Origin of the sequence: Leifsonia soli, from assembly GCF_013408745.1 — a bacterium.
In the GTDB taxonomy this organism is placed as follows: Bacteria; Actinomycetota; Actinomycetes; order Actinomycetales; family Microbacteriaceae; genus Leifsonia; species Leifsonia soli.
Genome location: NZ_JACCBJ010000001.1, coordinates 117653 through 140976 on the forward strand (window position 1 = coordinate 117653; position 23324 = coordinate 140976).

Genomic DNA, 23324 nt, shown 5'->3' on the forward strand with positions numbered 1-23324 from the left:
GATATGCCACTGCCACCGCTGCCTGATTCCGCCATCACCGTCGGCGCGCATGCCGCCGACTGGCGTGAGGCGGTCGAACTGGCAGGGGAGGCGCTGGCCCGTTCCGGCGCGACCGAGCAGGGCTATGCGCAGCGGATGATCCAGGTCATCGAGGAGTTCGGCGCATACATCGTGATCGCGCCGGGGCTCGCTCTGGCCCACGCCCGTCCGGGGCCGGACGTGAACGCGGACGGTCTCTCGGTCGTCACCCTCGACGAGCCCGTCGTGTTCGGGCACCCGCACAACGACCCGGTCTCGGTGGTCCTCGGGCTCGCCGTCTCCACGCCGGAGGCGCACGTGACGAGCGTGGCCGAGCTGGCGAACGTGTTCAACGACCCGGAGGCGATCCCGGCCTTGGCCGCCGCCACCGACGTGGCCGATGTGCAGCGCATCCTCACCCTCAGCGAGGAGGCATCGCGGTGAAGATCGTCGCGATCTGCGGTGTCGGCGTCGGCACCTCCGGCATCCTCAAGGTCAACGCCGAGCGCGTGCTCGACCGGCTGGGGATCGACGCCGACGTCACAGCGTCAGACGCCGCGCACATCGACGAGGCCGCCGCGGATGCCCAGGTCGTGCTGACCTCGCCCGAGCTGGTCGACCGCATCGGCCGGACGAACGCCGACGTCATCGTGGTGGAGAACTACTTCGACCTGGACGAGCTGGAGCGCAAGCTCGACGAAGCGCTCGGCTGACTCAGCCCTGCAGCAGGGCCTCGATCAGTCCAGGGAACCGCTCGTCCAGCTCGTCGCGGCGCAGCTGGATCGCGTGGGTGCGGCCCGAGACGATGGTGCGAGTGACGCCGGCCTCGCGCAGGGTCTTGAAGTGGTGCGCCATCGTCGACTTCTGGATGTCGAAGCCCCACTCGGTCATCGATTTGGGATGCGGCCGGCCGTCCGCGAGGACTCGGACGATCTGCAGGCGGATGGGGTCGGCCAGGGCGCGCAGCACCTCGACGAGCTGCACATCCGCCATGTCGGGGGTGGGGTAGTCGGTCATCTCACCACAACTGTTTGACAATCATCGAACAATAGCCGTACCTTAACGGTATGACGTTCATCGAACAATCGTACCGCAGATCCCTCCCGGCCCTGCTGGTGCTCGCCCTCGCCCTGTTCGTCGTCGGCACCAACGCGTTCGTGATCGCGGGACTCCTGCCGCGCGTGGGCGAGGGGATCGGCGCGACGGCCACCCAGGTCAGCTGGTCGATCACCACCTACTCTCTGGTCGTGGCGGTCGCCGCACCCGCAGTCTCCGTCCTCCTGCCGCGCGTGCCCCGAGCCACCCTGATGGCAGCCGGACTCGCGGTCTTCGCCGTCGGAACGGCCGCCTCGGCCCTCGCCCCGAACCTTCCGCTGTTCATCGCAGGTCGCACGTTCTCCGGCCTGGGCGGCGCCGCACTCGTGCCCACGGCAACCGCCGCAGCCGCCTCCCTGGCCCGGCCGGGCAAGCGCGGCCAGGCCCTCGCCATCGTGGGCGCCGGGTTCACGCTCGCCACGGCAGTCGGCTCGCCGCTCGGCACCGCCCTCGGCGGCGTCGCGGGGTGGCGCTTCGCACTCTGGTGCATCGTCGGCATCGCCGTGGTTCTCGTCGTGGCCATCCCGCTCGTCGTCCGCGGCGTGCCGGTTCCCCCGGCCGTCGGCCTGCGCCGGCGGCTCGCCCCGCTGGCGGACCTCCGTATCGTCGCGCCGCTCGCGACAACACTGCTCATGGTCGCCGGCTTCAACATCGTCTACATCTTCTCGGCAGCGGTGACCCACGCGTCCACCGGCGGCTCGGGGTCGCTGCTGGCCATCCTGCTGCTCGCCTACGGCGTCGCCGGCGTGGCGGGTAACTCCGTCGCCGGTCCGCTCACCGATCGCTTCGGGAGCAGGATCGTCGCGGTCGTCGCCCTCGCCGGCCAGGCGCTCACGCTGGTGGTCCTGGCGTTCACCGAGGCGTCCTTCGTCGCGTCCGTCATCGTGTTCGCGCTGTGGGGCGTCGCGGCGTTCGCGATCGCCATCCCGGTGCAGCACCGCCTCGTCCACGTCGATCCGGAGAGCTCGGCGCTCGCGCTGTCCTGGTACTCCACGGCGATGTACGTCGGGATCGCGATCGCGCCCCCGATCGGGACGCTCGCTCTGGCTGCGGGCGGCGCCGTCGCCGTTCCCCTCGCGGGTGCCGCGGTCACCGTCGGAGCGCTCGCCGTGTTCGTCGTCGGCTACCTCGCGCGGGCTCCGCGCCCGCTGACGGCCTGACGCGCCGGCACCCGACGCACCGGACGCTCCGACGCTCCGGACGCACCGGACGCTCCGACGCGGACCCGCCGAGACGGGCCTGCGTCGGAGCGTCATGATCAGCCGACGAGGCTGCGCATCGCCTCGGAAAGCGCGGCGACCCGGCCGGTCGCCGTTCGACGGCGCTCCTCGACGGTTCCCTCGTCGCTCGAGGCGTCGATGTAGATCTTGAGCTTCGGCTCGGTGCCGCTGGGGCGGACCATGACGCGGGAGCCGTCCTCCAGCAGGATGCGCAGCACATCGCTCGGGGGCAGGCCGCCGAAGCCGTCGCGCAGGTCGTCGATCTGCGTCACCCGCACATCCCCGAGGTGGCTGGGCGGCGTGGACCGCAGCGCTGCCATGATCTCGCCGATCCGCGAGAGGTCGGTCACCCGGAGCGAGATCTGGTCGCTGGCGAAGAAGCCGAACCGCTCGGCGAACTGCTCCAGACGCTCAGCGATGGTGACGCTGTCGGCGGCCAGCCCGTTCGCCAGGTCGAGCAGCGCGACGGCCGCAGAGATGCCGTCCTTGTCGCGGACGGTGTCCGGGTTCACCAGGTAGCCCAGTGCCTCCTCGTAGCCGTAGACGAGTCCGGGCGCGCGGGAGACCCACTTGAAGCCGGTGAGCGTGTCCGCGAAGTCCAGCGTGTACGCGCGCGCGACGGCGGCGAGGGCGGGTGAGGAGACGACCGAGCACGCCAGCGTTCCGACGGGTCCGCGCTCATCCGCCCGCTCCGCCGCGATCTCGGCGGCGCGCCAGCCCAGCAGCGCGCCGACCTCGTTGCCCGACAGGCGCCGGTAGCCGTCGGGGCTCGACGGGTCCGGCACGGCGACGGCGAGGCGATCGGCGTCGGGGTCGTTCGCGATCACCAGGTCCGCTCCGGCGTCGCGGGCGGTCCGGAACGACAGGTCCATCGCTCCCGGCTCCTCCGGATTGGGGAACGCGACGGTCGGGAAGGCCGGATCGGGATCGATCTGCTCCGTGACCGGCGTGGGGGAGGCGAACCCGGCGCGCGCGAACACCTCGCGCGCGGTGCGCCACCCGACGCCGTGCATCGCGGTGTAGACGAACGAGACCGCATCCCGTGGCGTCTCCGTGACGGCCACGGCGACGGTCGCGTCGATGTAGGCCCGCTCGACGTCGTCCGGCGCGATCTCGTACCGGTCGGAGCGCGGAAGCTCGGCGACGCTGCCCCGCGCGACGTCGAGGATGCGCGCGGCGATCTCGGCGTCGACGGGCGACACGATCTGCGAACCGTGATCCTCGCCGCCCAGGTAGACCTTGTACCCGTTGTCGTTCGGCGGGTTGTGGCTGGCGGTCACCATGACGCCGGCGCTGGCATCCAGGTGCCGGACGGCGAACGCGAGCACCGGCGTCGGCAGGAGGCGCGGGAGCAGGATGGCGCGCACGCCCGCTCCGGCCATCAGCTCGGCGGTGTCGCGGGCGAACACGTCGGAGTTCTTGCGGCCGTCGTAGCCGATCACGACCGACGGCGTTCCACCCTCGGCGTGCTCCAGCAGCCAGCGGGCGAATCCGGCGGCGGCCTGGGCGACGAGGACCCGGTTCATCCGGTTGGGACCGGCGGCGATGGCGCCGCGCAAGCCAGCCGTTCCGAACGCGAGCCGCTCGTCGAACCGCGAGTGCAGGTCGGCGACCGCCTCGGCCGAACCGGCCTCCGCGGCGACGATGAGCGCCTCCAGCTCGTCACGGGTCTCCGGGTCCGGGTCCTGAGCCAGCCAGGACCGCGCCTCGGCGAGCAGCTCCGGGGTGTCCTTCGTCGGGGGTGTCAGGTCGGTCACAGCGCCTCCACGATCTGGGCGAGAAGGGCGCTGATCACCGGCTCGGCGGCACGACCGGCGTCGATGACCTCCTGATGGCTCAGCGGCGTCTTCTGGATGCCCGCCGCCAGGTTGGTGATGAGCGACATGCCGAGGATCTCCATGCCCGCCTGACGGGCGGCGATCGCCTCGAGCGCCGTGGACATCCCGACGATGTGGCCGCCGATGGTCTTGGCCATCTGCACCTCGGCCGGCGTCTCGTAGTGCGGGCCGCGGAACTGCGTGTACACGCCCTCGTCGAGGGACGGGTCGATGGTTCGGGCGATGGCGCGGAGGCGCGGGGAGTAGAGGTCGGTGAGGTCGATGAACGTCGCGCCCTCGAGCGGGGAGTCCGCCGTCAGGTTGATGTGGTCGGAGATGAGGACGGGCGTGCCCGGCTTCCAGTGCTCCTTGATGCCGCCCGCGCCGTTGGTGAGCACCATCGTCGTCGCTCCCGCGGCCGCGGCGGTGCGGACGCTGTGGACGACGCGGCGCACGCCGTGCCCTTCGTAGTAGTGGGTTCGCGCGCCGATGACCAGCGCGTGCTTGCCGTTCGGCAGGCGGACGGAGCGCAGCGTCCCGACATGGCCCTCGAGCGCCGGCTTGCTGAAGCCGACGATCTCGGTGGCGGGAAGGGTGGCGACGGTCTCGCCGATCAGGTCGGCGGCACGGCCCCAGCCGCTGCCCAGCGTGAGCGCGATGTCGTGGCGCTCGACGCCCGTCTTCTCGGCGAGCTGACCGGCGGCCTCCCGCGCGATCTCGAACGGGTCGGCAGCGGGGTCGTCGAGCGGGTTCGTGATGGATTCCAGCATGAGCCAACTCTACTGAGCAGGCGGCTTTCCACAGGCCCGGCCCCGAATGCGCATCGGTGCACCCCATACGGAAGAATGGGGCGCATGGCGTACGAATTCGAGCGGAAACAGCGCATCGCGGTCCTCGGCGGCGGCCCCGGCGGTTACGAGGCGGCGCTGGCGGGTGCGCAACTCGGCGCCGACGTGACGCTGGTGGAGCGCTCGGGGGTCGGCGGTTCCGCCGTCATCACCGACGTCGTTCCCTCGAAGAGCCTGATCGCCACCGCTGAGGCGACCAACGCGCTCGCCGAGGCGGCCGACCTCGGCGTCCAGTTCTTCTCCCGCGGCGAGACCGGCAAGCCCGTCCGCCCCGAGATCGCGGTCAACCTCGCCGCCGTCAACAAGCGCCTGATGGGCCTGGCCCGCCAGCAGTCGGAGGACATGCGGGCGGAGCTGGTGCGCGCCGGGGTCCGCATCGTCACGGGGGAGGGGCGGCTCGACGGGTCCAGTGCGATCATCGTCTCCACCTCGAAGGATTCCGGCACCGACTTCGACCGGGTCGAGGCCGACACCATCGTGGTCGCGGTGGGCGCACGTCCTCGCGTCCTGGCCTCCGCGGTGCCGGACGGGGAGCGCATCCTCACCTGGACCCAGCTGTACGACCTGCAGACGGTGCCGTCGCACCTCATCGTGGTGGGATCGGGTGTCACCGGCGCCGAGTTCGCCTCGGCGTACACGGCGCTCGGATCGAAAGTGACCCTCATCTCGTCGCGAGACCAGGTGCTCCCCGGCGAGGACGCCGACGCCGCCCGCGTCATCGAGAACGTCTTCAAGCGGAACGGCATGCAGGTGCTGTCGAAGTCGCGCGCAGAGTCCGTGGTGCGCACCGACGACGGCGTCGTCGCCACCCTCACCGACGGTCGGACGATCGAGGGCTCGCACTGTCTGATGGCGGTCGGCTCCGTGCCCAACACGGCCGGCATCGGCCTGGAGGAGGCGGGCGTGCAGGTGACGAACTCCGGCAACATCCGGGTCAACCGCGTCGCGCGCACCTCCATCCCGAACATCTACGCGGCCGGCGACTGCTCCGACTCCCTGCCGCTCGCCTCCGTGGCGTCGATGCAGGGCCGCACCGCCGTCTTCCACGCCATGGGCGACGCGGTCAACCCGATCGAGCTGCGCAACGTCAGCTCCAACATCTTCACCCAGCCCGAGATCGCGACGGTCGGCTGGAGCCAGAAGCAGATCGAGGAGGGCATCGCGCAGGGCGACATCTACAAGCTGCCCCTCAAGTCCAACCCGCGGGCCAAGATGCTCGGCATCCGCGACGGCTTCGTGAAGCTCTTCGCCCGCACGGGCTCCGGAACGGTTATCGGGGGCGTCATCGTCGCCCCGCGCGCGTCGGAGCTGATCTTCCCGCTCGCGCTCGCGGTCGAGCAGCGCCTGACCGTCGACCAGGTGGCCCGGGCGTTCACCGTGTACCCGTCCCTCTCCGGCTCGATCACCGACGCAGCGCGCGCGATGCACATCGTGCTCTGACGGGAGGCCGGGGGGATGGAGGTCGGGCTCGTCATCGGGGTGCTCGCGGTGCTCACCATCGCCGCGGCCACGACCTTCGGGCCGCGCTTCGGGGTCGCGTCGCCGCTCATCCTGGTGGTCGTCGGCATCCTGGTGAGCCTGCTGCCCTTCGTGCCGGCGATCGAGCTGGAACCGGAGTGGATCCTCGCCGGAGTGCTCCCGCCCCTGCTCTACTCGGCATCCGTGTCGATGCCCGCCATGAACTTCCGGCGCGAGTTCGGAGCGATCGGCGGGCTCTCCGTCCTGCTGGTGATCGTGAGCTCCGTCCTGCTCGGGCTCTTCTTCGCCTGGGTGATCCCCGGGCTGGGTCTCGGGTGGGGGATCGCGCTCGGAGCGATCGTCAGCCCGACCGACGCCGTCGCGACCGGAATCGTGAAACGGGCGGGCGTCTCACCGCGCGTCGTCGCGATCCTGGAGGGCGAGAGCCTGCTCAACGACGCGACCGCCCTGGTGCTGCTCCGCGCGGCCGTTGCGGCCGCCGGTGCATCGTTCACCCTCGGCGCCGTCACGCTGTCCTTCGTGTACTCGGTGCTCGTCGCCGTCGTCTTCGGCGGGGTGGTGGGCTGGCTGAACCTGGTGGTCCGCGCCCGGGTGAAGGACGCGACCGTCAACACCGTCATCTCGTTCACCGTGCCGTTCCTCGCCTCGATCCCGGCCGAGGCGCTCGGCGCATCCGGCCTGGTCGCCGCCGTGGTCGCCGGCCTCGTGACCGGGAGCAGGGCGCCGCGCGTTCTCTCTCCCGAGCACCGGCTGTCGGATGCCCAGAACTGGCGGACGGTCGAACTCATCCTCGAGGGGCTCATCTTCCTGACGATGGGTCTGGAGCTGTTCGGCATCCTGCAGAAGGTGCAGAGCGATCATTCCGGCGTCGCCCCGGCCGTCGGCATCGCCGCGGGAGCGCTCCTGCTGACGATCCTGGTCCGCGCGGCGTTCGTCGCTCCGCTGCTGACTCTGCTGGCCCGGCGCAGCAAGCGCGGGCAACGCATCCGGCCCCGGCTGGAACAGCTGCAGGAGCACCTGAGCGATCCGGAGGCCGTGCAGCGGGGGATCGCCCAGCGCATCGCGCAGCCGGGCGAGCAGCGGGCGCTGGGCGCCGGATCGTCGGGGGAGGGCGAGGCCGGGGGTGATGCCGAGGTCGTCGACGAGTCCGGCGCCGGATCGGGAGCCGACGTCCCGGCCGAGCCGGAGCAGCAGCCGGCCGCTGCTGCCGCGGGTTCCGCCGCGACCGTGGTCCCCGAGCCGGCGTTCCCGGACCCGGCGTTCCCCGATCCGTCCTTCGGCGACCCGTCCTTCGGCGACCCGTCCTTCGGCGACCCGTCCTTCGGTGACCCGCCCTCGGGCGACCCGGGGAACCGCCGTCCGATCTCGGCCAAGCAGGCGGAACGCCGGCGTCGCCGGCTCGCCCGCCGCGGAGTCCCCACCGTCGAGAACCTGACCAGGTTCGGCACACGGCTCCGCCGCCTGATCGCCGACATCGAGTACTTCACGGGCGCACCGTTGGGCTGGCGCGAGGGGACCATCGTGGTCTGGGCCGGGATGCGCGGCGCCGTGACCGTCGCGGCAGCGCAGTCGCTGCCGGGCTCCACCCCCGGCCGGTCGGTCCTCGTGCTCATCGCCTTCCTCGTGGCCGCCGGCTCGCTGCTCCTCCAGGGAGGCACGCTCGGCCTCGTGCTGAAAGCCGTGAAGCCCGCGGCATCCGACCCCGAGGCGGAGCGTCAGGAACGCCGCAGGCTGATGGAGCTTCTCTACGACGCGGCGAAGACGATCCCGTTGCCGACCACGACGGAGCGGACGCCCGAGGCGTTCGCCGAGCACAAGAGGGCGCGCCTCGCCCGGCTCCGCGCCCAGCGCAACGCCCTCCTCGACGCCCGCGACGACGGCACGTTCAGCGCCGACGTCCTCGCCGGGGCGCTGAGCAACCTCGACGCCGACGAGATCAGCATCGACCTCAAGGGCGATCCGACGGAGGCCACCGGCTGACGCGCGTCGCCGCCGACGTGTGCCGCCGCAAACGGAGGTCTTTGCGCGCTCGGGCGTTCCGATCTCCTCCGTTTCCGGCATTCCGTCGGCGCGTCGACCCTCGACTCCTCCGTTTCCGTCAGGCCATTCCGCCGGTGGATGCGCGCTCCGGGCTGCGCTCCCGGCCCACGCGGATGTGTCCACACCCGCAGGCTGCCCCGGGCTGTCCACAGATCGCCGCTGTCGACCCCGTCGGTCATCCCCGCTCCGCAGGATGGAGGACATGGAATGGATGACGGAACTCGTGCGGCTCGGCGGTGCGGCGTCGATCGGTCAGCTGAGGGCGGCCGGGGTGCGGGAACGCGCTCTGTCCGCCGCCGTGCGCGACGGGCGTCTGGTGCGGCCGAGGAGTGGCCGTTACGCCCTGCCCGGGGTCGGCGATCCCACCCTCACGGCGCTGCGGGCGGGCGGCCGCCTCTCCTGCGTCAGCGCTGCACGCACGTACGGACTCTGGGGAGGCCACGACGAACGGACACATCTGCTGGTGCCGTCGCATGCGGGGCGAGCCGGAGCCGCCGACGGCCGGACGGTCCGTCACTGGGGTCGCGCAGAACGGCACGGCGAGGTGTGGCGCGTCTCGCTGGCCGACTGTCTGCGCAGCAGCGTCCGGTGCGCGGATGACGAGACCGCGGCCGCCGTGCTCGACACCGCGATCTCGAGTGGCCAGGCGACCCGGAACGGGCTGCGCCGGATGTTCGCCGACGAGCCGAAGCGCTCACGGCGTCTGATCGAGCTCGCACGCCCCGGCTCGGACTCCGGCGTCGAGTCCCTCGTACGGCAGCGCCTCACGGCTCGCGGGCACATCGTGGAGCAGCAGCTGGCCGTCGCCGGAGTTGGGCGCGTCGACGCACGAGTGGATGGCGTGCTGTACCTGGAGATCGACGGCTTCGAGTTCCACGCGGACCGCGCGTCGTTCGAGCGCGACCGCCGGCGTGACATCGCCATGGCGCTGAGGGGGCTCCCGAGGGTGCGGCTGTCCGCGCGGCAGGTCCTGCGGAGTCCGGATGCGATGGTCGCGACCATCGAGGAACTGCTGGGGTCGCTGGAAAGGGAGGGGTTCCGCCGTGCATCGGCGGCATGACGCACGAAAGGGAGGAGCGGCCGGCCGGATGGGGCCGGTGCTCCTCCCTTTCGGAAGGCTCGTGACGCGAGCGGGGAGGTCAGACGATGTTGAGGAGCAGGTGACCCGACGAGACCGTCTCGCCGACGCTCGTGTTGATGCCGGAGATCGTGCCGTCCTTGTGGGCGGTCAGCGGCTGCTCCATCTTCATCGCCTCGAGCACCAGCACCAGGTCGCCCTTGACGACCGGGTCGCCGTCGGCCACGGCGACCTTCACGACGGTCGCCTGCATGGGGGCGGTGACGGAGTCGCCGGTCGCGGTGTCGACCGCGTGCGCTGCGCCACGGCGACGCGGAGCGGGCGTCGCCGCCGGCTCACCGGCGCCGCCGGTGAGGAGTCGCGCGGGAAGCGAGACCTCGATGCGCTTGCCCTCGACCTCGACCACGACGTTGCTGCGGCGCTCCGCGGGCGACTGATCGCCGAGTTCGCCCGACCACGGCTCGATCTCGTTGACCCACTCGGTCTCGATCCAGCGCGTGTAGACGGAGAACGGCTCGCCGTCCTGTGGCGCGAATGCCGGGTCGCGCACGATCGCGCGGTGGAACGGGAGAACCGTCGGGAGGCCGGCGACCTCGAACTCGTCGAGTGCACGACGGGAGCGCTCGAGGGCCTCCTCGCGGTTGGCCCCGGTCACGATGAGCTTCGCCAGCATGGAGTCGAAGGCGCCGCTGATCACGTCGCCCGCCTGGATGCCGCTGTCGACACGGACGCCGGGACCTCCGGCGGCCTTGAAGACGTGGACCGGGCCGGGGGACGGGATGAAGCCGCGACCGGCGTCCTCGCCGTTGATCCGGAACTCGAACGAGTGTCCGCGCGGGGCCGGGTCGTCATAGTCGAGCTCGCCGCCCTCGGCGAGGCGGAACTGCTCGCGGACGAGGTCGATCCCGGTGACCTCCTCGGAGACGGGGTGCTCCACCTGGAGACGGGTGTTCACCTCGAGGAAGGACACAGTGCCGTCCTTGCCGATCAGGAACTCGCACGTTCCCGCGCCCTGGTAGCCGACCTCCTTGAGGATGGCCTTGGACGACGAGTACAGCTTCTCCGTCTGCTCGGGGGTCAGGAACGGCGCCGGCGCCTCCTCCACGAGCTTCTGGTGACGGCGCTGCAGCGAGCAGTCGCGGGTGGAGACCACGACCACGTTGCCGTACGCGTCGGCGAGGCACTGGGTCTCGACGTGGCGCGGCTGGTCGAGGTACTTCTCGACGAAGCACTCGCCACGGCCGAAGGCGGCGATCGCCTCGCGCGTGGCCGAGTCGAAGAGCTCGGCGACCTCATCGCGGGCACGGGCGACCTTCAGGCCGCGGCCGCCGCCGCCGAACGCCGCCTTGATGGCGACGGGAAGGCCGTAGACGTCGACGAAGTCGAGCACCTCGGCGGCATCCTTCACGGGATTCAGAGTGCCCGGCGCGAGCGGCGCGCCCACCTTCTCGGCGACGTGGCGGGCGGAGACCTTGTCGCCGAGGCGCTCGATGGCCTCCGGCGACGGGCCGATCCAGGTCAGACCGGCGTCGATGACGGCGCGGGCGAAGTCCGCGTTCTCGGCCAGGAAGCCGTAACCCGGGTGAACGGCATCGGCGCCCGACCGGCGGGCGACCGACAGGAGCTTGTCGATGACCAGGTACGTCTCGGCGCTCGTCGTCCCGTCCAGCGCGTACGCCTCGTCGGCGAGGCGGACGTGGAGGGCGTCCCTGTCCTGGTCCGCGTACACGGCGACGGAGGCGATCCCGCTGTCCTTCGCCGCACGGATGACGCGGACGGCGATCTCGCCGCGGTTGGCGATCAAAACCTTGGTGATACGTGGCACAGTTCCCTAGCCTATTGCTCGAAATGGGAGTGGATTTGGGCGATCCCCACAAAAATGGGCGTCCGAAGACTCCGGCAGCCTACAACGACGCGCGTCAGCGGTCGCGGTTCCAGAGCGAAGTCCACTCGACTCCGAGCTCGCGTACCAGCTCGCGCAGGGTCGAGAGCGAGAGGCCCACCACCGTGCTCGGATCGCCGTCCACCCGCGTGATGAACGGGCCGCCGAGGCTGTCGATCGTGAAGGAGCCCGCGACTTCGAGCGGTTCGCCGCTCGCCACGTAGGCGTCGATCTCGTCGTCCGTGACATCGGCGAAGGTGACGGACGCGACCGCGGTCGCGCCGGCTGCACCATTCTCGCGGCCGCCGCGGTGGTCGATCAGCCAGTGACCGGAGTGGAGGGTGCCGGTGCGTCCCCGCTGCTGCAGCCAGCGCTCGCGGGCGACTTCCGGAAGGTGCGGCTTCCCGTGGATCGCGCCGTCGATCGCGAAAGCCGAATCGCCGCCCAGGATCAACCCGTCGATGGGCGCGCCGTCGAGCGTGCCGCGCACCGCCTCCGCCTTAAGTCGGGCGAGCAGTTGCACCATGGCGTCGGCGCTCAGCGGGCCGTGCTCCGCCTCCGCCGCAGCGACGGCGGCCGGTTCGTCGACGTGCGAGGGGACGACCACCGGCTCGACGCCCGCGGCGCGCAGCAGCGCGAGGCGGGCAGGAGACGTGGAGGCGAGGTAGAGGCGCATGGTCACCTGTGGGATGCTCGAAGGATGCCCCAGAAGGACGAGGTCGAGCTCGACATTACCAACGTGGCCCACGGCGGGGTATTCGTCGCACGGCACGAAGGCCGGGTCGTCTTCGTGCCGGACACGATGCTGGGCGAGCGCGTGCGCGTCCGGATCGCGGACACCAGCCACGACCGCTTCTGGCGCGGAGAGGTCGTCGAGGTGGTGCAGGCGGCTCCGGAACGGCAGCCGCACGTCTGGGGAGCCGCCGCCGTCGAGCGGCAGCCCGCCGACCGCGCGGGAGGGGCCGAGTTCGGGCACATCCGGCTCGAGCACCAGCGCGAGCTGAAGGGGCGCGTGATCGAGGACGCCCTCCAGCGCACCGCGAAGCTGTCGGCCGACGCCATCGCGGTGGCGGGCGTCGACGGCACCCCGGTCCGCGTCGAGCCGGTCGACGGCGAAACCACCGACGGAACGGGATGGCGCACCCGCGTCCGCCTGCAGGTCGACGCCGCCGGCCGCATCGGCCCGTACGCGCAGCGCTCGCACACCGTCATCCCTGTCACCGATCTCCCGCTCGCGACCGCCGCCGTGCAGGAGGCCACTCCGTTCGGTCAGCTGTTCCCCGGCGCGGAGTCGATCGATGTCGTGGCCACCGGTCTCGGAGCATCCCACGTGCTCGTCAACGACCCGCCGGAGCGACGCGGCCGGCGCACGATCCGCCCCAGGCGGCGTCCGGTGCCGATCCGCGAGCGTGTGGGCGATCGCGAGTTCCGGCTGGACGCCCGCGGCTTCTGGCAGGTGCACCGCGGCGCGGCGCAGACCCTCACGCAGGCGGTGCAGTCCGCCGTCGACGAGGCGCTCTTCGACCCCCGCGCGGCGAACCTCGACCTGTACGGCGGCGTCGGCCTCCTCGCCGCGGCGCTCGGCGACCGTTTCGGCTCGACCCTCCGCATCACCTCCGTCGAGAGCGACGAGGCCGCGACGGACGACGCGGCCGAGAACCTCGCCGACTGGGTGGGCGCCTCGGCGATCACCGATCGCGTCGAGCGCTACGTCACCCGGCTCGCCGGCGACGCGTCAGCGGCCGAGCGCGCGCGGCTGCGCGCCGCGACGGTCGTCCTCGACCCGCCGCGGTCCGGGGCCGGCCGCGAGGTCGTCGATGCGATCGCCTCCCTGACTCCAGCGCAGGTGATCTATGTGGCCTGCGACCCCGTCGCCCTCGCCCGCGACCTCGCCTTCTTCGCCGGGCACGGCTACGAGCTGCGCGGGATGCGCGCCTTCGACCTGTTCCCGAACACCCACCACGTCGAAGCCGTCGCCGCGCTGACGCGCTGACGCGCGCACGACCCTCCCCATGCAATCACCCCCTACGATGGTCAACATGGTGCGGGTGGCAATCGTCGACGATCACGAGTCCGTGCGTCTCGGGCTGAAGGCGGCCTGCCAGGACGCCGGCTACGACGTGGTCCTGACCGCGCCGACGGTCGACGACTTCGTCGCCCAGCTCGGCTCGCAGGAGTGCGACGTCGTCGTCCTCGACCTGTCGCTCGGCGACGGCTCCAAGGTGACCGACAACGTCAAGCGCGCGCAGGCGACCGGGGCCGCCGTACTCGTGCACAGCATCGCCGACCGCGTCGCCAGCGTCCGCGAGGCGCTCGCCGCCGGAGCCGCCGGGGTCATCCCGAAATCGTCTCCCACCACGACGGTCATCAGCGCCATCGCGACGGTGGCGCGCGGCGACGTCCTCAACAACCTCGAGTGGGCGACCGCGATCGACGCCGACAGCGACTTCGCCAAGGCCCAGCTCGGCCGGCGCGAGCGCGACGTGCTGCACCTCTACGCCTCCGGCCTCCCGCTGAAGGCGGTCGCCGCGCAGCTGGGGATCGCGAACTCCACCGCCCGCGAGTATCTCGACCGCATCCGCGTGAAGTACGTGGAGGTCGGGCGTCCTGCGCCGACGAAGGTGGACCTCCTCCGGCGCGCCGTCGAAGACGGCATCCTTCCCGGGCTCGACCCCGAGACGGGCAATGAGCGCTCCTAGCGGGGTTCGCGCGGGGGCACCGCTCGAGCCGGCCAAACCCCGCAACCCCCTCAGCCGCGCGCGGATCGAGCGCATCGCCGACCGCACGGTGTCGGCCTTCGGGCTCGTCTTCGGCCTGCAGACCCTGCCGACGGCGCTCGGCCAGCTCAGTGCGCTCCGGGAGCCGTGGGGCGCCGTGTGGATGATCGCAATCTTCGGCGGCCTCGCCCTCACGGTGATCCTCGCGGTGGTGCAGCGCGGCGTGAAGATCGCGATGGGCGTGCTGTCGATCCTGTACCTCGCCGCGATCGCGACCTGGCCGTTGCTGGTCCGCGACCCGAGCGCGTTCAGCTCGGAGAAGCCGTGGGTGTGGTTCCTCTGCTCGGTGTTCACGGCGTTCGCGGCCGTCGCCTACCCACTCTGGCTCGCGATCGCGTACACGTTCGTCGCCCCCATCGCCTACGGCATCGTCCGGGCTCTGCCCGCGGGCGGCGGGGTCGGGGTCGAGCTGGCGGCGCTCGACACCATCTACGCCGTCATTCTGGGCGGGGTCATCCTCGCGATCATCGCCATGATGCGCCAGGCGTCCAGCGCCGTGGATGCGGCACAGAGCCAGGCCCTCGCCCGCTACGCGACAGCGGTACGCCAGCACGCCACCGAGGTCGAGCGCGTCCAGGTCGACGCCATCGTCCATGACAGCGTGCTGACGACGCTCCTCTCGGCCGCATCCGCCCGCACGCCGGAGCAGAAGGAACTCGCCGCAGCGATGGCGGCCGACGCCATCGGGCACCTGCACGCGGCAGAAGCGGCGACTCCGGAGGACCAGTCCCTGGTCGGCCTCGGCCAGCTCGCGGAGCGCCTGGTGACCTCCGCCAACGCGTTCTCCTCCCCGTTGGAGGTGGAGGTGCGCGACGTCGAGGTGCACATGCTGCCGGTGAACGTCGCCGAGGCGGTCTACTCGGCGGCCGTGCAGGCGATGGTGAACAGCATGCAGCACGCCGGCGGTCCGGAGGTGCATCGCAGCCTGTCGATCCGGGGAGGTGGCCCGGCGGCCACGGTCGAGATCATCGTGGGCGACGACGGCCGTGGATTCACCGAGGCGGAGGTCCCCGCGGAGCGGCTCGGCCTGCGCATCAGCATCCGCGACCGCCTCGCGAAGGTGGGCGGTCGCGCCGACATCCGGTCTCAGCCGGGAGAAGGCACGACCGTCACCATCCTGTGGCCCTCCGCCGAACCGCAGCCCGTCGGCGCTCAAGCACCCGGGTCGTCCCGCTTCGAGCAGGGGACACTCACGCCCGCCGACTCGCGCGAAGCGGAGGCGGCCGAGTGATCACCCTCAACCGCGTCCTCTTCCTCATCCTCGGCGCGCTCTTCTCGGCCTATCACCTCTTCCTCGCTCTGTCGTCGCTCTGGATGCCGCGCGACGCCGGCCCGATCGTGGTCGCGATGGCCCTCTACGCCGCCGCGACGGTGATGAGCCTGTGGCCGACCAGCCCGACCAGGATGCCGCTCTGGCTCGCCGCCTTCGACCTGGCCGTCTGCGTCGTCATCCCGATCCTCGTCACGAGCCAGCTCGATCCGTCGAAGGACAACGGGTACGCCACCTGGTACGTCGCGGCCGTCGGCACACTGATGACGATCTGCGCGGTCCGGCGGCAGCAGGTCGTCGCGTGGGCCGGTGTCGCGTTCCTGGCCGTGCAGACGGTCGTCTGGGCCGGGCTCGGCGCCCTGGCGGGCCTCGGCGTCATCGGCTCGGTGGTGTGGGTCGGCGTCGCGGTCGTGATCTCGGGTTCGCTCGCCAAAGCGGGCAGGGATGCGCTCCAGTTCGCCCGCGCGGAGCGCGAAGCGACCGAGTGGCAGGCCGCCCAGGAGGCGCACGTCATGGAACGTCAGCTGCGGCTCCGCCAGACCTACCGGGTCGCCGCTCCGATGCTCGCCGAGATCGTCCGTCGCGGAGGCGACCTCACCGAGGCCGAGCGCCGCGAGTGCCGGTACCTCGAGGGCGCGATCCGCGACGAGATCCGCGGGCGGCGGCTCCTGAACGACGATGTCCGGCGCGAGGTGATGGATGCGCGCCGCCGCGGCGTCGTGGTCAGTCTGCTCGACGAGGGCGGCATCGACGACCTCGATCAGCGCGGCCTCGAGACGGTTCTCCGGCGGCTGGCCGACGCCATCCGCGGGACGACGACGGACAAGCTGATCATCCGCACCGTTCCCCGGTCGTCGAAGACCGCCGTGACGGTGGTGGGCCTGCGCATGTCGGACGACGGCGCCGCCAACGCGCTGGGCGCCGAGTCGGAGGACGACGAGGTCGACCTCTGGCTGGAGATCCCGCGGCCGGTCGCCTGACGTCCGCTGATCCACGGACACGTCCCCGGACAAGGGGAAAGGGGCCGACACCCGAATTGTCGGCCCCTTTTCAAACCCCGAGTCAGGGCGACAACCCGAATATCGCCCTGACTCGCCCCCAAAGCACTCGCCTGCTTACCCTAGTCGGCGAGTGTTTGGCGGTGTGACTCACGAGGAGAGACACCTAGCAATATCTATATTGACTGCGCTCCCAGTAAATACATAGTCGTCATTTTGGAGGACACCTGGGGGACATTTCGGGACCCCCGTTCGGGGCGCACGCCGAAGAATCCGCATGTGCCCACCTTGGGGGACGCGAGAGTCGGGGTACAGATCAGCCCGAGAACGACCGCCATGCCCCCGCGCCCGGCCGGAGCTCGCCGCGCAGGCCCCGCTGCGTCCGCGCCCACGCGTCCGGTCCGGCCTCGGCCCTGAGCGCCTTGCCGGCCGCCGCCTGCTCGGCTGCCGCGGCGGTGAGGACGGCGGTGACCGCCGCGATCTCCTGCGCGGTCACGCCGCGCGTGAGGAACCGGAGCTGAGACGGGTCCAGCGGCGCGCCTCCCGCTGCCTCTGCGTCACTCACAGCGGGATGTTCCCGTGCTTCTTCGGGGGAAGCGTCGCGCGCTTGGTGCGGAGAGCCCGCAGCGCCTTGATGACCGAGACGCGCGTGGCCGCCGGCTCGATGACCCCGTCCAGCTCTCCGCGCTCGGCGGCGAGGAACGGGCTCGCGACGTTGTACGTGTATTCGTTGGCGAGCTTCGTGCGGACGGCCGCCACATCCTCACCGGCCTCCTCCGCACGCTTGATCTCGTTGCGGTAGAGGATGTTCACCGCGCCCTGACCGCCCATGACCGCGATCTCGGCGGTGGGCCACGCGAGGTTCATGTCCGCGCCGAGCTGCTTGGAGCCCATCACGATGTACGCGCCGCCGTAGGCCTTGCGGGTGATGATCGTCACGAGGGGAACGGTCGCCTCGGCGTAGGCGTACAGCAGCTTCGCGCCGCGCCGGATGACGCCGGTCCACTCCTGGTCGGTGCCCGGCAGGTAACCGGGCACGTCCACCAGCGTCAGGATCGGGATGCTGAAGGCGTCGCAGAACCGGACGAACCGGGAGGCCTTCTCGCCCGCGTCGATGTTGAGCGTCCCCGCCATGGCGCTCGGCTGGTTCGCGACGATGCCGACCGACCGTCCCTCGACGCGGGCGAACCCGATGATGATGTTGGGGGCGAACAGCGGCTGGATCTCGAGGAACTCGCCGTCGTCGACCACGCCCTCGATGATCGTCTTCACGTCGTACGGCTGGTTGGGCGAATCGGGGATGATCGTGTTCAGCCGGCGGTCGGCGTCGGTGATCTCCAGCTCCGGCTCCGCCTGGAAGGTGGGGAGCTCGGCCAGGTTGTTCTGCGGCAAGTAGCTGAGCAGGGTCCGCGCGTAGTCGAGGGCGTCCTCCTCGTCGCTGGCGAGGTAGTGCGCGACGCCGGAGACCTTGTTGTGGGTCAGCGCGCCGCCCAGCTCCTCGAAGCCGACGTCCTCTCCTGTCACCGTCTTGATGACGTCCGGGCCGGTGACGAACATGTGGCTCGACTTGTCGACCATGATGACGAAGTCGGTGAGGGCCGGGGAGTACACGGCGCCGCCGGCGGCCGGGCCCATCACGATGGAGATCTGCGGGATGACGCCGGAGGCCGCGGTGTTGCGGCGGAAGATCTCGCCGTACTTGCCGAGGGCGACGACGCCCTCCTGGATGCGCGCCCCGCCCGAGTCGAGGATGCCGATCATCGGCACGCCCGTCTTGAGCGCGTGGTCCATGACCTTGATGATCTTCTCGCCGGCGACCTCGCCGAGGGAGCCGCCGAAGATCGTGAAGTCCTGGCTGAACACCGCGACGTTGCGGCCGTGGATGGTTCCGACGCCGGTGACGACCGCGTCGCCGTACGGGCGCTTGGCCTCCATGCCGAAGGCGTGGGTGCGGTGGCGGACGAACTCGTCGAATTCGACGAAGGAGCCCGGATCGAGGAGGAGGTCGATGCGCTCGCGGGCGGTGAGCTTGCCCTTGGCGTGCTGCTTCTCGATCGCCGCCTCACCGCTTGCGGTGACGGCCTCGTGGAACCGTTCCTTCAGGTCGGCGAGCTTGCCGGCGGTGGTGGTCAGGTCGGGGTTCTGATCGGTCTGACGAGGTTCGGTGTCGGTCACGTCGTTCACTCTACCGGCCAGCCGAATGGCCGTGCCGTTGACGAAACCCTACAAATCCGCCGGCCTGCCCTGGCAGACTGGCCCAGTGCGAGAGACTGACTCCGTGGACTTCCGACGCAGCCGAACCATCGTCCCCGTGCTCGAGGTGCTCCCTGAGGCGGGATCCACCAACGACGTCCTGAGCGCAAGGGCCGGCGACCTCCCGGATCTCGCTGTGGTCGTCACCGCCAACCAGACCGGCGGTCGCGGACGCCTCGGCCGGGTGTGGGTGACGCCTCCGGACACCGCCCTGGCGATCTCGGTGCTGCTGAAGCCCGTCGGGCTGCCGCCGGAGTCCTTCGGCTGGTTCCCGCTGCTGGGCGGGCTGGCGATGAGCCGCGCGCTCGGCCGGTTCGTGCCGGGGGGAGTGCAGGTGAAGTGGCCGAACGACGTCCTGATCGACGGCCAGAAGGTCTGCGGCATCCTGACCGAGCTGCTCCCGGGGATGTCGGGGCTCGTGATCGGCGCAGGGGTCAATCTCTCGCAGACGCGCGAGGAGCTTCCGACCGACACGTCGACCTCCCTGGCGATCGCCGGGGCCGATGCGGTGGAGGCGGACGCCGTCCTCTCCGCCTATCTGATCCAGCTGACGACGCTGTACCGCGAGTTCCAGGCTGCAGGCGGAGATCCGCTCCGCAGCGCGCTGCGCGACGAGGTCGCCGAGGCGTGCCACACCATCCGCCGGGCGGTCCGCGTCCAGCTGCCGTCGGGCGACGACCTCCTCGGCACGGCGGTCGGCATCGACGAGAGCGGCCGACTGATCGTGGAGTCGGATGCGGGCCGCACCGCAGTGGCGGCGGGCGACGTGACGCACCTGCGGTATTAATGGAGGATGAGCAGCAGCCCGGACGGGATCCCCGCCCAGCCGCCCGAGCGGGTGATCGCCCGGCTGCGGTCGAACGCCCGTCGGCTGTTCTTCCCGAGCCTCGTGCTGATCGCTACTGCCGGGGCCGTGGGATTCCTCGCGGGACGGGTCGGTGAGGTCTGGGAGATCGTCCTGCTGTGGTCGGCCGCGGCCGCCGTGGTGCTCCTGCTGTTCCTCCTGCCGCTCGCGGCCTGGTTGAGCCGTCGCTATACGATCACCAACCGCCGTCTCATCCTCCGGCACGGCTTCTTCGTGCGGGTCCGCCAGGAGCTCCTGCACAGCCGCGGCTACGACGTGAGCGTGCGGCGGACGTGGCTGCAGAGCCTCTTCCGCTCCGGCGACATCCTCATCAACTCGGGTCTCGATCATCCTGTCGTTCTGAAGGATGTGCCGAAAGCCGATCAGGTGCAGCGCGCGCTGTCGGAGCTGATGGACCACTCGCAGACGGTCGTCGCGGTGCGGCGTCAGCAGTCGGAGTCAGTCTCCGACGAGACCACGGTCTGGGGTGCTCGCTAGGGTCGAGCCCGTGATCGGCGCCAGCTCGCGGCCGCGGGCGGGGACATGCTGCGTACCCGAGGCAGTGACCCGGTGCCCGGCGCGAGCGGCCGCACGCTCGGGCGAGAACACCCACCAGCGGTAGAACGCGAACCGGAAGACCGTGCCGAGCGCGAGGCCGACCACGTTGTTGGAGATGTTGTCCGCGAGCAGGCTCTGGTAGCCGAGCAGGTAGTGCGACACCCAGACGCAGAGAAGGGGAATGGCCATGCCCGCGAGGCTGACGATGAAGAACTCGATGCCCTCACGCGTCGCGTTCTCGTTGCGGTTGCCGGAGAACGCCCAGTACCGGTTGCCGACCCAGTTCGTGCCGATGGCGACCAATGTCGCGATCGCCGTGGAGAACAGGGTCTTGTGCGGCACGTTCACCAGCACGAAGAGCATGAGCAGGTTGAATACGAGCAGGTTGACCACGAAACCGACGGCTCCGACCGCGCCGAACTTGATCAGCTGCGGGAAGAGGCGCGCGCGGTGCGGTGCGGTGCTGGTGTCTGTCGTCATGCCCTGCCTGAGATGCGGGAAGATGGTCAATGCGTTCGTCACACTACGCGGACCAGGTTTCGCGTTCCTGTGAATATTCCCGGCCAGCATGATAAGTATCAGAGGAGCAGATGGTCCATGGCTAGTCACATCGTCGGAGTGATCGGCGGAGGTCAGCTGGCACGGATGATGATCCCTCCGGCCATCGAGCTCGGGGTCGACATCCGGGTGCTCGAGGAAGCCGAGGGGATGAGCGCGGACATCGCGGCCTCGGGCGTGGGCGACTACCGCGACCTCGACACCGTGCTGGCGTTCGCCGAGACGGTGGATGTGATCACCTTCGACCACGAGCACGTCCCGCAGGGGATCCTCCGGGAGCTGGTGTCGCGCGGCATCCCCGTGCACCCCGGTCCCGACGCCCTCCTCTACGCCCAGGACAAGCTGCAGATGCGGGCGAAGCTGAGCGAGCTGGGGCTCCCTGTGCCGGACTGGGCCGCTGTGGAGTCCGCCGACGAGCTCGGCGCCTTCCTCGCGGACCACGGCGGACGGGCGGTCGTGAAGACCGCGCGCGGCGGATACGACGGCAAGGGCGTCCGGGTGGTCTCGGACGCGAGCGGGGCCGACGACTGGTTCCTCGCGCTCGCCGAGGACGGCCGAGGAGGAGCGCTGCTCGTGGAGGAGCTCGTCCCCTTCCGGCGGGAGCTCGCCCAGCTCGTCGCCCGACGGCCGTCGGGCGAGATGGCGGTCTGGCCGGTGGTCGAGACCGTGCAGCGCGACGGCGTCTGCGCCGAGGTGCTCGCGCCGGCGCCCGGTGCGGCCGGCCGGGTGGCCGAGGCCGCGGCGGACATCGCCCGGCACGTGGCCGCCGGGCTCGGAGTCACCGGAGTGCTCGCCGTCGAGCTGTTCGAGACGACGGATGGGCGCGTCCTGATCAACGAGCTGGCCATGCGCCCCCACAACAGCGGCCACTGGTCGATCGAGGGAGCCGTCACCAGCCAGTTCGAGCAGCACCTGCGGGCCGTGCTCGACCTCCCGCTGGGGTCGACCGAGCCGCGCGCCGACTGGTCGGTCATGGTGAACATCCTCGGCGGGCCGTCGGAGGGCAGCCTCCAGGACCGCTACCCGGCCGCGCTCGCCGCGCATCCGGAGGCCAAGTTCCACGGCTATGGCAAGGAGCCGCGGCCCGGCCGCAAGGTCGGGCACGTGACCGTGGTGGGCGGGGAGGATCTCGAGGACGTCGTGTACCGCGCCCGGGCGGCGGCGGCCTTCTTCGAGGGCTGAGCCGAGGGCTGAATCGCAGGGGTGAGACGCAGGAGGGCGCGCCCGGTCAGCTCCCCTTCGGCTTGGCCGTCGCCGGGTGCACGGCCTGGCGGACGAGCTCCTGGATCTGCGCGTAGTCCGGCTCGGTCGGGTCGATCGTCGGGGGGACGAGCTCCAGCTGCTGCACGGGCAGCTTCCTGGTCTTCATGCCCAGGTCGACGAAGTAGCCCAGCATCGACTGCGGGATGTCGGTCTTCATCACCTGCGCGCCCGCGGTGGCGATGTCCTGGAACTTGGACACCACGTTGACCGGGTTGACCTGCTTCAGGATGGCGTCCTGCAGTTCGCGCTGGCGGGCCATGCGGTCGTAGTCGCTGGAGCCGTGACGGGCGCGGGCGTACCACTGGGCGTGATAGCCGTCGAGGTGGCGCTTGCCCGGCTCGATCCACTCGATCACCCCGTTGAGGTTCTCGTCGCCGCCGATCGGGATCCGGTCCTTCACGGTGATGTCCACGCCGCCGAGGGCATCCACGAGATCGGCGAACCCCTGCATGTCGATGAGCACGTAGTACTGGATCGTCAGGCCGGTGGCGCCTTCGAGGGCGTCGCGCATGGCCTCGATGCCCGGCTCGCTCTTGTTCTTCTTGGCGTTCGGGTACAGGTCCGGCTTGTACAGCTCCACCTCGGTGTAGATGGAGTTGAGCTGGCAGACGTCGACGTCGCAGCGGTCGTTGTAGCCGTAGCCGTCCGGGTACTCCGTGTGAAGCGGGGACGAGGCGGGGAACGGCACCGGGTCGAGGTCGCGTGGGAGGCCGATCGTGACCGCCTGGCCGGTGTTCGCGTCGATGCTGACGATGGACATGCTGTCCGGCCGGAGACCGTCGCGGTCCGGCCCGGCGTCCCCGCCGAGCAGCATGATGTTGTACCGGCCGTCGACGGGAGGCTGCGACGGTCCGGCCGAGAAGATGTCCCCGAGCGCGCCGCGCGCCGATCCGGCGACGACGGAAGCGTACCCGGCGGTGCCGGTGAGTCCGACCAGCACGAGCACGGAGAACGCGGCGATCCAGCCGCGCGCGTTCGGTGCGGTGCGGATGAGGCGCACGAGCCGCAGGGTGTCGAGCGTGAGCACCACCCACAGCACCGTGTAGGCGATCAGCAGCGTCTGGACGAGCGTCAGGCTGCCCGCCTGCGTGAACAGCGTGTAGATCGACGACGGGGACACGAGATAGACGACCAGCGTCACCACCGCGAGCAGCCAGAGCAGCAGGGTGGCCAGCACGCCGACGCGCCCGAGGACGCGGTTGCCCGCGACCACCTGGGCGGAGCCGGGCAGCAGGACGTTCATCGTGACCAGCCACCAGCCGCGCTTCGTCATCGTGTGGGATGAAGAGGCGTCGGGATGGCGCAGCGGCGTGGCGATCGTCATGG

At 70.8% G+C, this 23324-nt stretch carries 22 protein-coding genes; 13 read left to right on the top strand and 9 right to left on the bottom strand.

Annotated features, from left to right (window positions below; all coding sequences use genetic code 11):
- Window positions 1-3 precede the first annotated feature (3 nt).
- The gene (locus tag BJ963_RS00545) at window positions 4-462 is read left to right on the top strand and encodes a PTS sugar transporter subunit IIA (protein ID WP_089913375.1); all 459 of its coding nucleotides are present in this window, start codon (window positions 4-6) and stop codon (window positions 460-462) included.
- Complete coding sequence (locus BJ963_RS00550; RefSeq protein WP_089913372.1) at window positions 459-731, top strand: PTS sugar transporter subunit IIB; 273 nt, start codon at window positions 459-461, stop codon at window positions 729-731. The genes BJ963_RS00545 and BJ963_RS00550 overlap by 4 nt, the downstream gene beginning before the upstream one ends.
- Window position 732: 1 nt before the next feature.
- On the opposite strand, the gene BJ963_RS00555 is transcribed toward BJ963_RS00550, so the two are convergent.
- Window positions 733-1035, bottom strand: coding sequence for an ArsR/SmtB family transcription factor (locus BJ963_RS00555; RefSeq protein WP_089913369.1), 303 nt, complete (start codon window positions 1033-1035; stop codon window positions 733-735).
- Window positions 1036-1085: 50 nt separating this feature from the next.
- Here BJ963_RS00555 and BJ963_RS00560 point away from each other — a divergent pair, with 50 nt between their 5' ends.
- A complete protein-coding gene (locus tag BJ963_RS00560) occupies window positions 1086-2273 on the top strand; it encodes an MFS transporter (RefSeq protein ID WP_179453853.1) in 1188 nt (395 codons plus the stop codon).
- Window positions 2274-2371: 98 nt separating this feature from the next.
- Here BJ963_RS00560 and BJ963_RS00565 read toward each other — a convergent pair whose 3' ends face one another.
- Together BJ963_RS00565 and BJ963_RS00570 are read right to left on the bottom strand one after the other, a co-directional pair.
- Entirely contained in the window at window positions 2372-4090 is a 1719-nt protein-coding gene (locus tag BJ963_RS00565) for a phosphohexomutase domain-containing protein (RefSeq protein ID WP_179453855.1), read from the bottom strand.
- Window positions 4087-4920 (bottom strand): purine-nucleoside phosphorylase, encoded by an 834-nt coding sequence (locus BJ963_RS00570; protein WP_089913361.1) that lies wholly within the window; start codon window positions 4918-4920, stop codon window positions 4087-4089. The genes BJ963_RS00565 and BJ963_RS00570 overlap by 4 nt, the downstream gene beginning before the upstream one ends.
- A gap of 84 nt (window positions 4921-5004) precedes the next feature.
- Here BJ963_RS00570 and BJ963_RS00575 point away from each other — a divergent pair, with 84 nt between their 5' ends.
- The 3 genes from BJ963_RS00575 to BJ963_RS00585 all read left to right on the top strand — a co-directional run bounded on the left by BJ963_RS00575 (window position 5005) and on the right by BJ963_RS00585 (window position 9577).
- On the top strand, window positions 5005-6438 hold the full coding sequence (locus tag BJ963_RS00575) for an NAD(P)H-quinone dehydrogenase (RefSeq protein WP_089913358.1): 1434 nt from the start codon (window positions 5005-5007) through the stop codon (window positions 6436-6438).
- Window positions 6439-6453: 15 nt separating this feature from the next.
- Entirely contained in the window at window positions 6454-8457 is a 2004-nt protein-coding gene (locus BJ963_RS00580) for a cation:proton antiporter (RefSeq protein ID WP_179453857.1), read from the top strand.
- A 262-nt stretch (window positions 8458-8719) separates the two neighbouring features.
- Complete coding sequence (locus tag BJ963_RS00585; protein ID WP_179453859.1) at window positions 8720-9577, top strand: type IV toxin-antitoxin system AbiEi family antitoxin domain-containing protein; 858 nt, start codon at window positions 8720-8722, stop codon at window positions 9575-9577.
- Window positions 9578-9656: 79 nt separating this feature from the next.
- Here the strand turns inward: BJ963_RS00585 and BJ963_RS00590 are convergent, their stop codons facing one another.
- Together BJ963_RS00590 and BJ963_RS00595 are read right to left on the bottom strand one after the other, a co-directional pair.
- On the bottom strand, window positions 9657-11420 hold the full coding sequence (locus BJ963_RS00590; protein WP_179453861.1) for an ATP-binding protein: 1764 nt from the start codon (window positions 11418-11420) through the stop codon (window positions 9657-9659).
- Window positions 11421-11514: 94 nt separating this feature from the next.
- Window positions 11515-12153 (bottom strand): Maf family protein, encoded by a 639-nt coding sequence (locus BJ963_RS00595; RefSeq protein ID WP_172824350.1) that lies wholly within the window; start codon window positions 12151-12153, stop codon window positions 11515-11517.
- Between the two features lie 24 nt (window positions 12154-12177).
- On the opposite strand from BJ963_RS00595, the gene BJ963_RS00600 reads away from it, so the two are divergent.
- From BJ963_RS00600 to BJ963_RS00615, 4 genes are read left to right on the top strand one after another with little or no spacing between them, the layout of a single operon-like run.
- Window positions 12178-13470 (top strand): class I SAM-dependent RNA methyltransferase, encoded by a 1293-nt coding sequence (locus BJ963_RS00600; RefSeq protein ID WP_179453863.1) that lies wholly within the window; start codon window positions 12178-12180, stop codon window positions 13468-13470.
- 46 nt (window positions 13471-13516) lie between these two features.
- The gene (locus BJ963_RS00605) at window positions 13517-14176 is read left to right on the top strand and encodes a response regulator transcription factor (RefSeq protein ID WP_018190023.1); all 660 of its coding nucleotides are present in this window, start codon (window positions 13517-13519) and stop codon (window positions 14174-14176) included.
- Window positions 14163-15485, top strand: a complete 1323-nt coding sequence (locus BJ963_RS00610; RefSeq protein ID WP_089913341.1) for a sensor histidine kinase — start codon at window positions 14163-14165, stop codon at window positions 15483-15485. Before BJ963_RS00605 ends, BJ963_RS00610 begins: the two co-directional genes overlap by 14 nt.
- On the top strand, window positions 15482-16504 hold the full coding sequence (locus BJ963_RS00615) for a hypothetical protein (RefSeq protein ID WP_179453865.1): 1023 nt from the start codon (window positions 15482-15484) through the stop codon (window positions 16502-16504). Before BJ963_RS00610 ends, BJ963_RS00615 begins: the two co-directional genes overlap by 4 nt.
- Before the next feature lie 334 nt (window positions 16505-16838).
- Here BJ963_RS00615 and BJ963_RS00620 read toward each other — a convergent pair whose 3' ends face one another.
- Window positions 16839-17087: an acyl-CoA carboxylase epsilon subunit gene (locus BJ963_RS00620; protein WP_179453867.1), complete on the bottom strand. Its 249-nt coding sequence runs from the start codon at window positions 17085-17087 to the stop codon at window positions 16839-16841.
- Entirely contained in the window at window positions 17084-18706 is a 1623-nt protein-coding gene (locus BJ963_RS00625; protein ID WP_089913333.1) for an acyl-CoA carboxylase subunit beta, read from the bottom strand. Before BJ963_RS00625 ends, BJ963_RS00620 begins: the two co-directional genes overlap by 4 nt.
- Before the next feature lie 94 nt (window positions 18707-18800).
- Between BJ963_RS00625 and BJ963_RS00630 the strand changes: the two genes are divergently transcribed.
- Window positions 18801-19562 carry a biotin--[acetyl-CoA-carboxylase] ligase gene (locus BJ963_RS00630; RefSeq protein WP_179453869.1) on the top strand — a complete coding sequence of 254 codons (762 nt, stop codon included), beginning with the start codon at window positions 18801-18803 and terminating at the stop codon, window positions 19560-19562.
- Between the two features lie 6 nt (window positions 19563-19568).
- The gene (locus tag BJ963_RS00635) at window positions 19569-20117 is read left to right on the top strand and encodes a PH domain-containing protein (protein WP_218856991.1); all 549 of its coding nucleotides are present in this window, start codon (window positions 19569-19571) and stop codon (window positions 20115-20117) included.
- On the opposite strand, the gene BJ963_RS00640 is transcribed toward BJ963_RS00635, so the two are convergent.
- Window positions 20079-20657, bottom strand: coding sequence for a GtrA family protein (locus tag BJ963_RS00640; RefSeq protein WP_179453871.1), 579 nt, complete (start codon window positions 20655-20657; stop codon window positions 20079-20081). The two genes, BJ963_RS00635 and BJ963_RS00640, sit on opposite strands and share 39 nt — an antisense overlap.
- 12 nt (window positions 20658-20669) lie before the next feature.
- Between BJ963_RS00640 and BJ963_RS00645 the strand changes: the two genes are divergently transcribed.
- Window positions 20670-21917, top strand: coding sequence for a 5-(carboxyamino)imidazole ribonucleotide synthase (locus tag BJ963_RS00645; protein ID WP_281363841.1), 1248 nt, complete (start codon window positions 20670-20672; stop codon window positions 21915-21917).
- Window positions 21918-21963: 46 nt separating this feature from the next.
- On the opposite strand, the gene BJ963_RS00650 is transcribed toward BJ963_RS00645, so the two are convergent.
- On the bottom strand, window positions 21964-23322 hold the full coding sequence (locus tag BJ963_RS00650) for an LCP family protein (protein ID WP_089913322.1): 1359 nt from the start codon (window positions 23320-23322) through the stop codon (window positions 21964-21966).
- Window positions 23323-23324 lie beyond the last annotated feature (2 nt).

Bases quoted from the DNA above. Each gene is read 5' to 3' on its own strand.
- BJ963_RS00545 (WP_089913375.1), top strand. From the start codon at position 4: ATGCCACTGCCACCGCTGCCTGATTCCGCCATCACCGTCGGCGCGCAT.
- BJ963_RS00555 (WP_089913369.1), bottom strand. From the start codon at position 1,035: ATGACCGACTACCCCACCCCCGACATGGCGGATGTGCAGCTCGTCGAG.
- BJ963_RS00560 (WP_179453853.1), top strand. From the start codon at position 1,086: ATGACGTTCATCGAACAATCGTACCGCAGATCCCTCCCGGCCCTGCTG.
- BJ963_RS00570 (WP_089913361.1), bottom strand. From the start codon at position 4,920: ATGCTGGAATCCATCACGAACCCGCTCGACGACCCCGCTGCCGACCCG.
- BJ963_RS00575 (WP_089913358.1), top strand. From the start codon at position 5,005: ATGGCGTACGAATTCGAGCGGAAACAGCGCATCGCGGTCCTCGGCGGC.
- BJ963_RS00580 (WP_179453857.1), top strand. From the start codon at position 6,454: ATGGAGGTCGGGCTCGTCATCGGGGTGCTCGCGGTGCTCACCATCGCC.
- BJ963_RS00585 (WP_179453859.1), top strand. From the start codon at position 8,720: ATGGAATGGATGACGGAACTCGTGCGGCTCGGCGGTGCGGCGTCGATC.
- BJ963_RS00595 (WP_172824350.1), bottom strand. From the start codon at position 12,153: ATGCGCCTCTACCTCGCCTCCACGTCTCCTGCCCGCCTCGCGCTGCTG.
- BJ963_RS00600 (WP_179453863.1), top strand. From the start codon at position 12,178: ATGCCCCAGAAGGACGAGGTCGAGCTCGACATTACCAACGTGGCCCAC.
- BJ963_RS00605 (WP_018190023.1), top strand. From the start codon at position 13,517: ATGGTGCGGGTGGCAATCGTCGACGATCACGAGTCCGTGCGTCTCGGG.
- BJ963_RS00610 (WP_089913341.1), top strand. From the start codon at position 14,163: ATGAGCGCTCCTAGCGGGGTTCGCGCGGGGGCACCGCTCGAGCCGGCC.
- BJ963_RS00635 (WP_218856991.1), top strand. From the start codon at position 19,569: ATGAGCAGCAGCCCGGACGGGATCCCCGCCCAGCCGCCCGAGCGGGTG.
- BJ963_RS00640 (WP_179453871.1), bottom strand. From the start codon at position 20,657: ATGACGACAGACACCAGCACCGCACCGCACCGCGCGCGCCTCTTCCCG.
- BJ963_RS00645 (WP_281363841.1), top strand. From the start codon at position 20,670: ATGCGGGAAGATGGTCAATGCGTTCGTCACACTACGCGGACCAGGTTT.
- BJ963_RS00650 (WP_089913322.1), bottom strand. From the start codon at position 23,322: ATGACGATCGCCACGCCGCTGCGCCATCCCGACGCCTCTTCATCCCAC.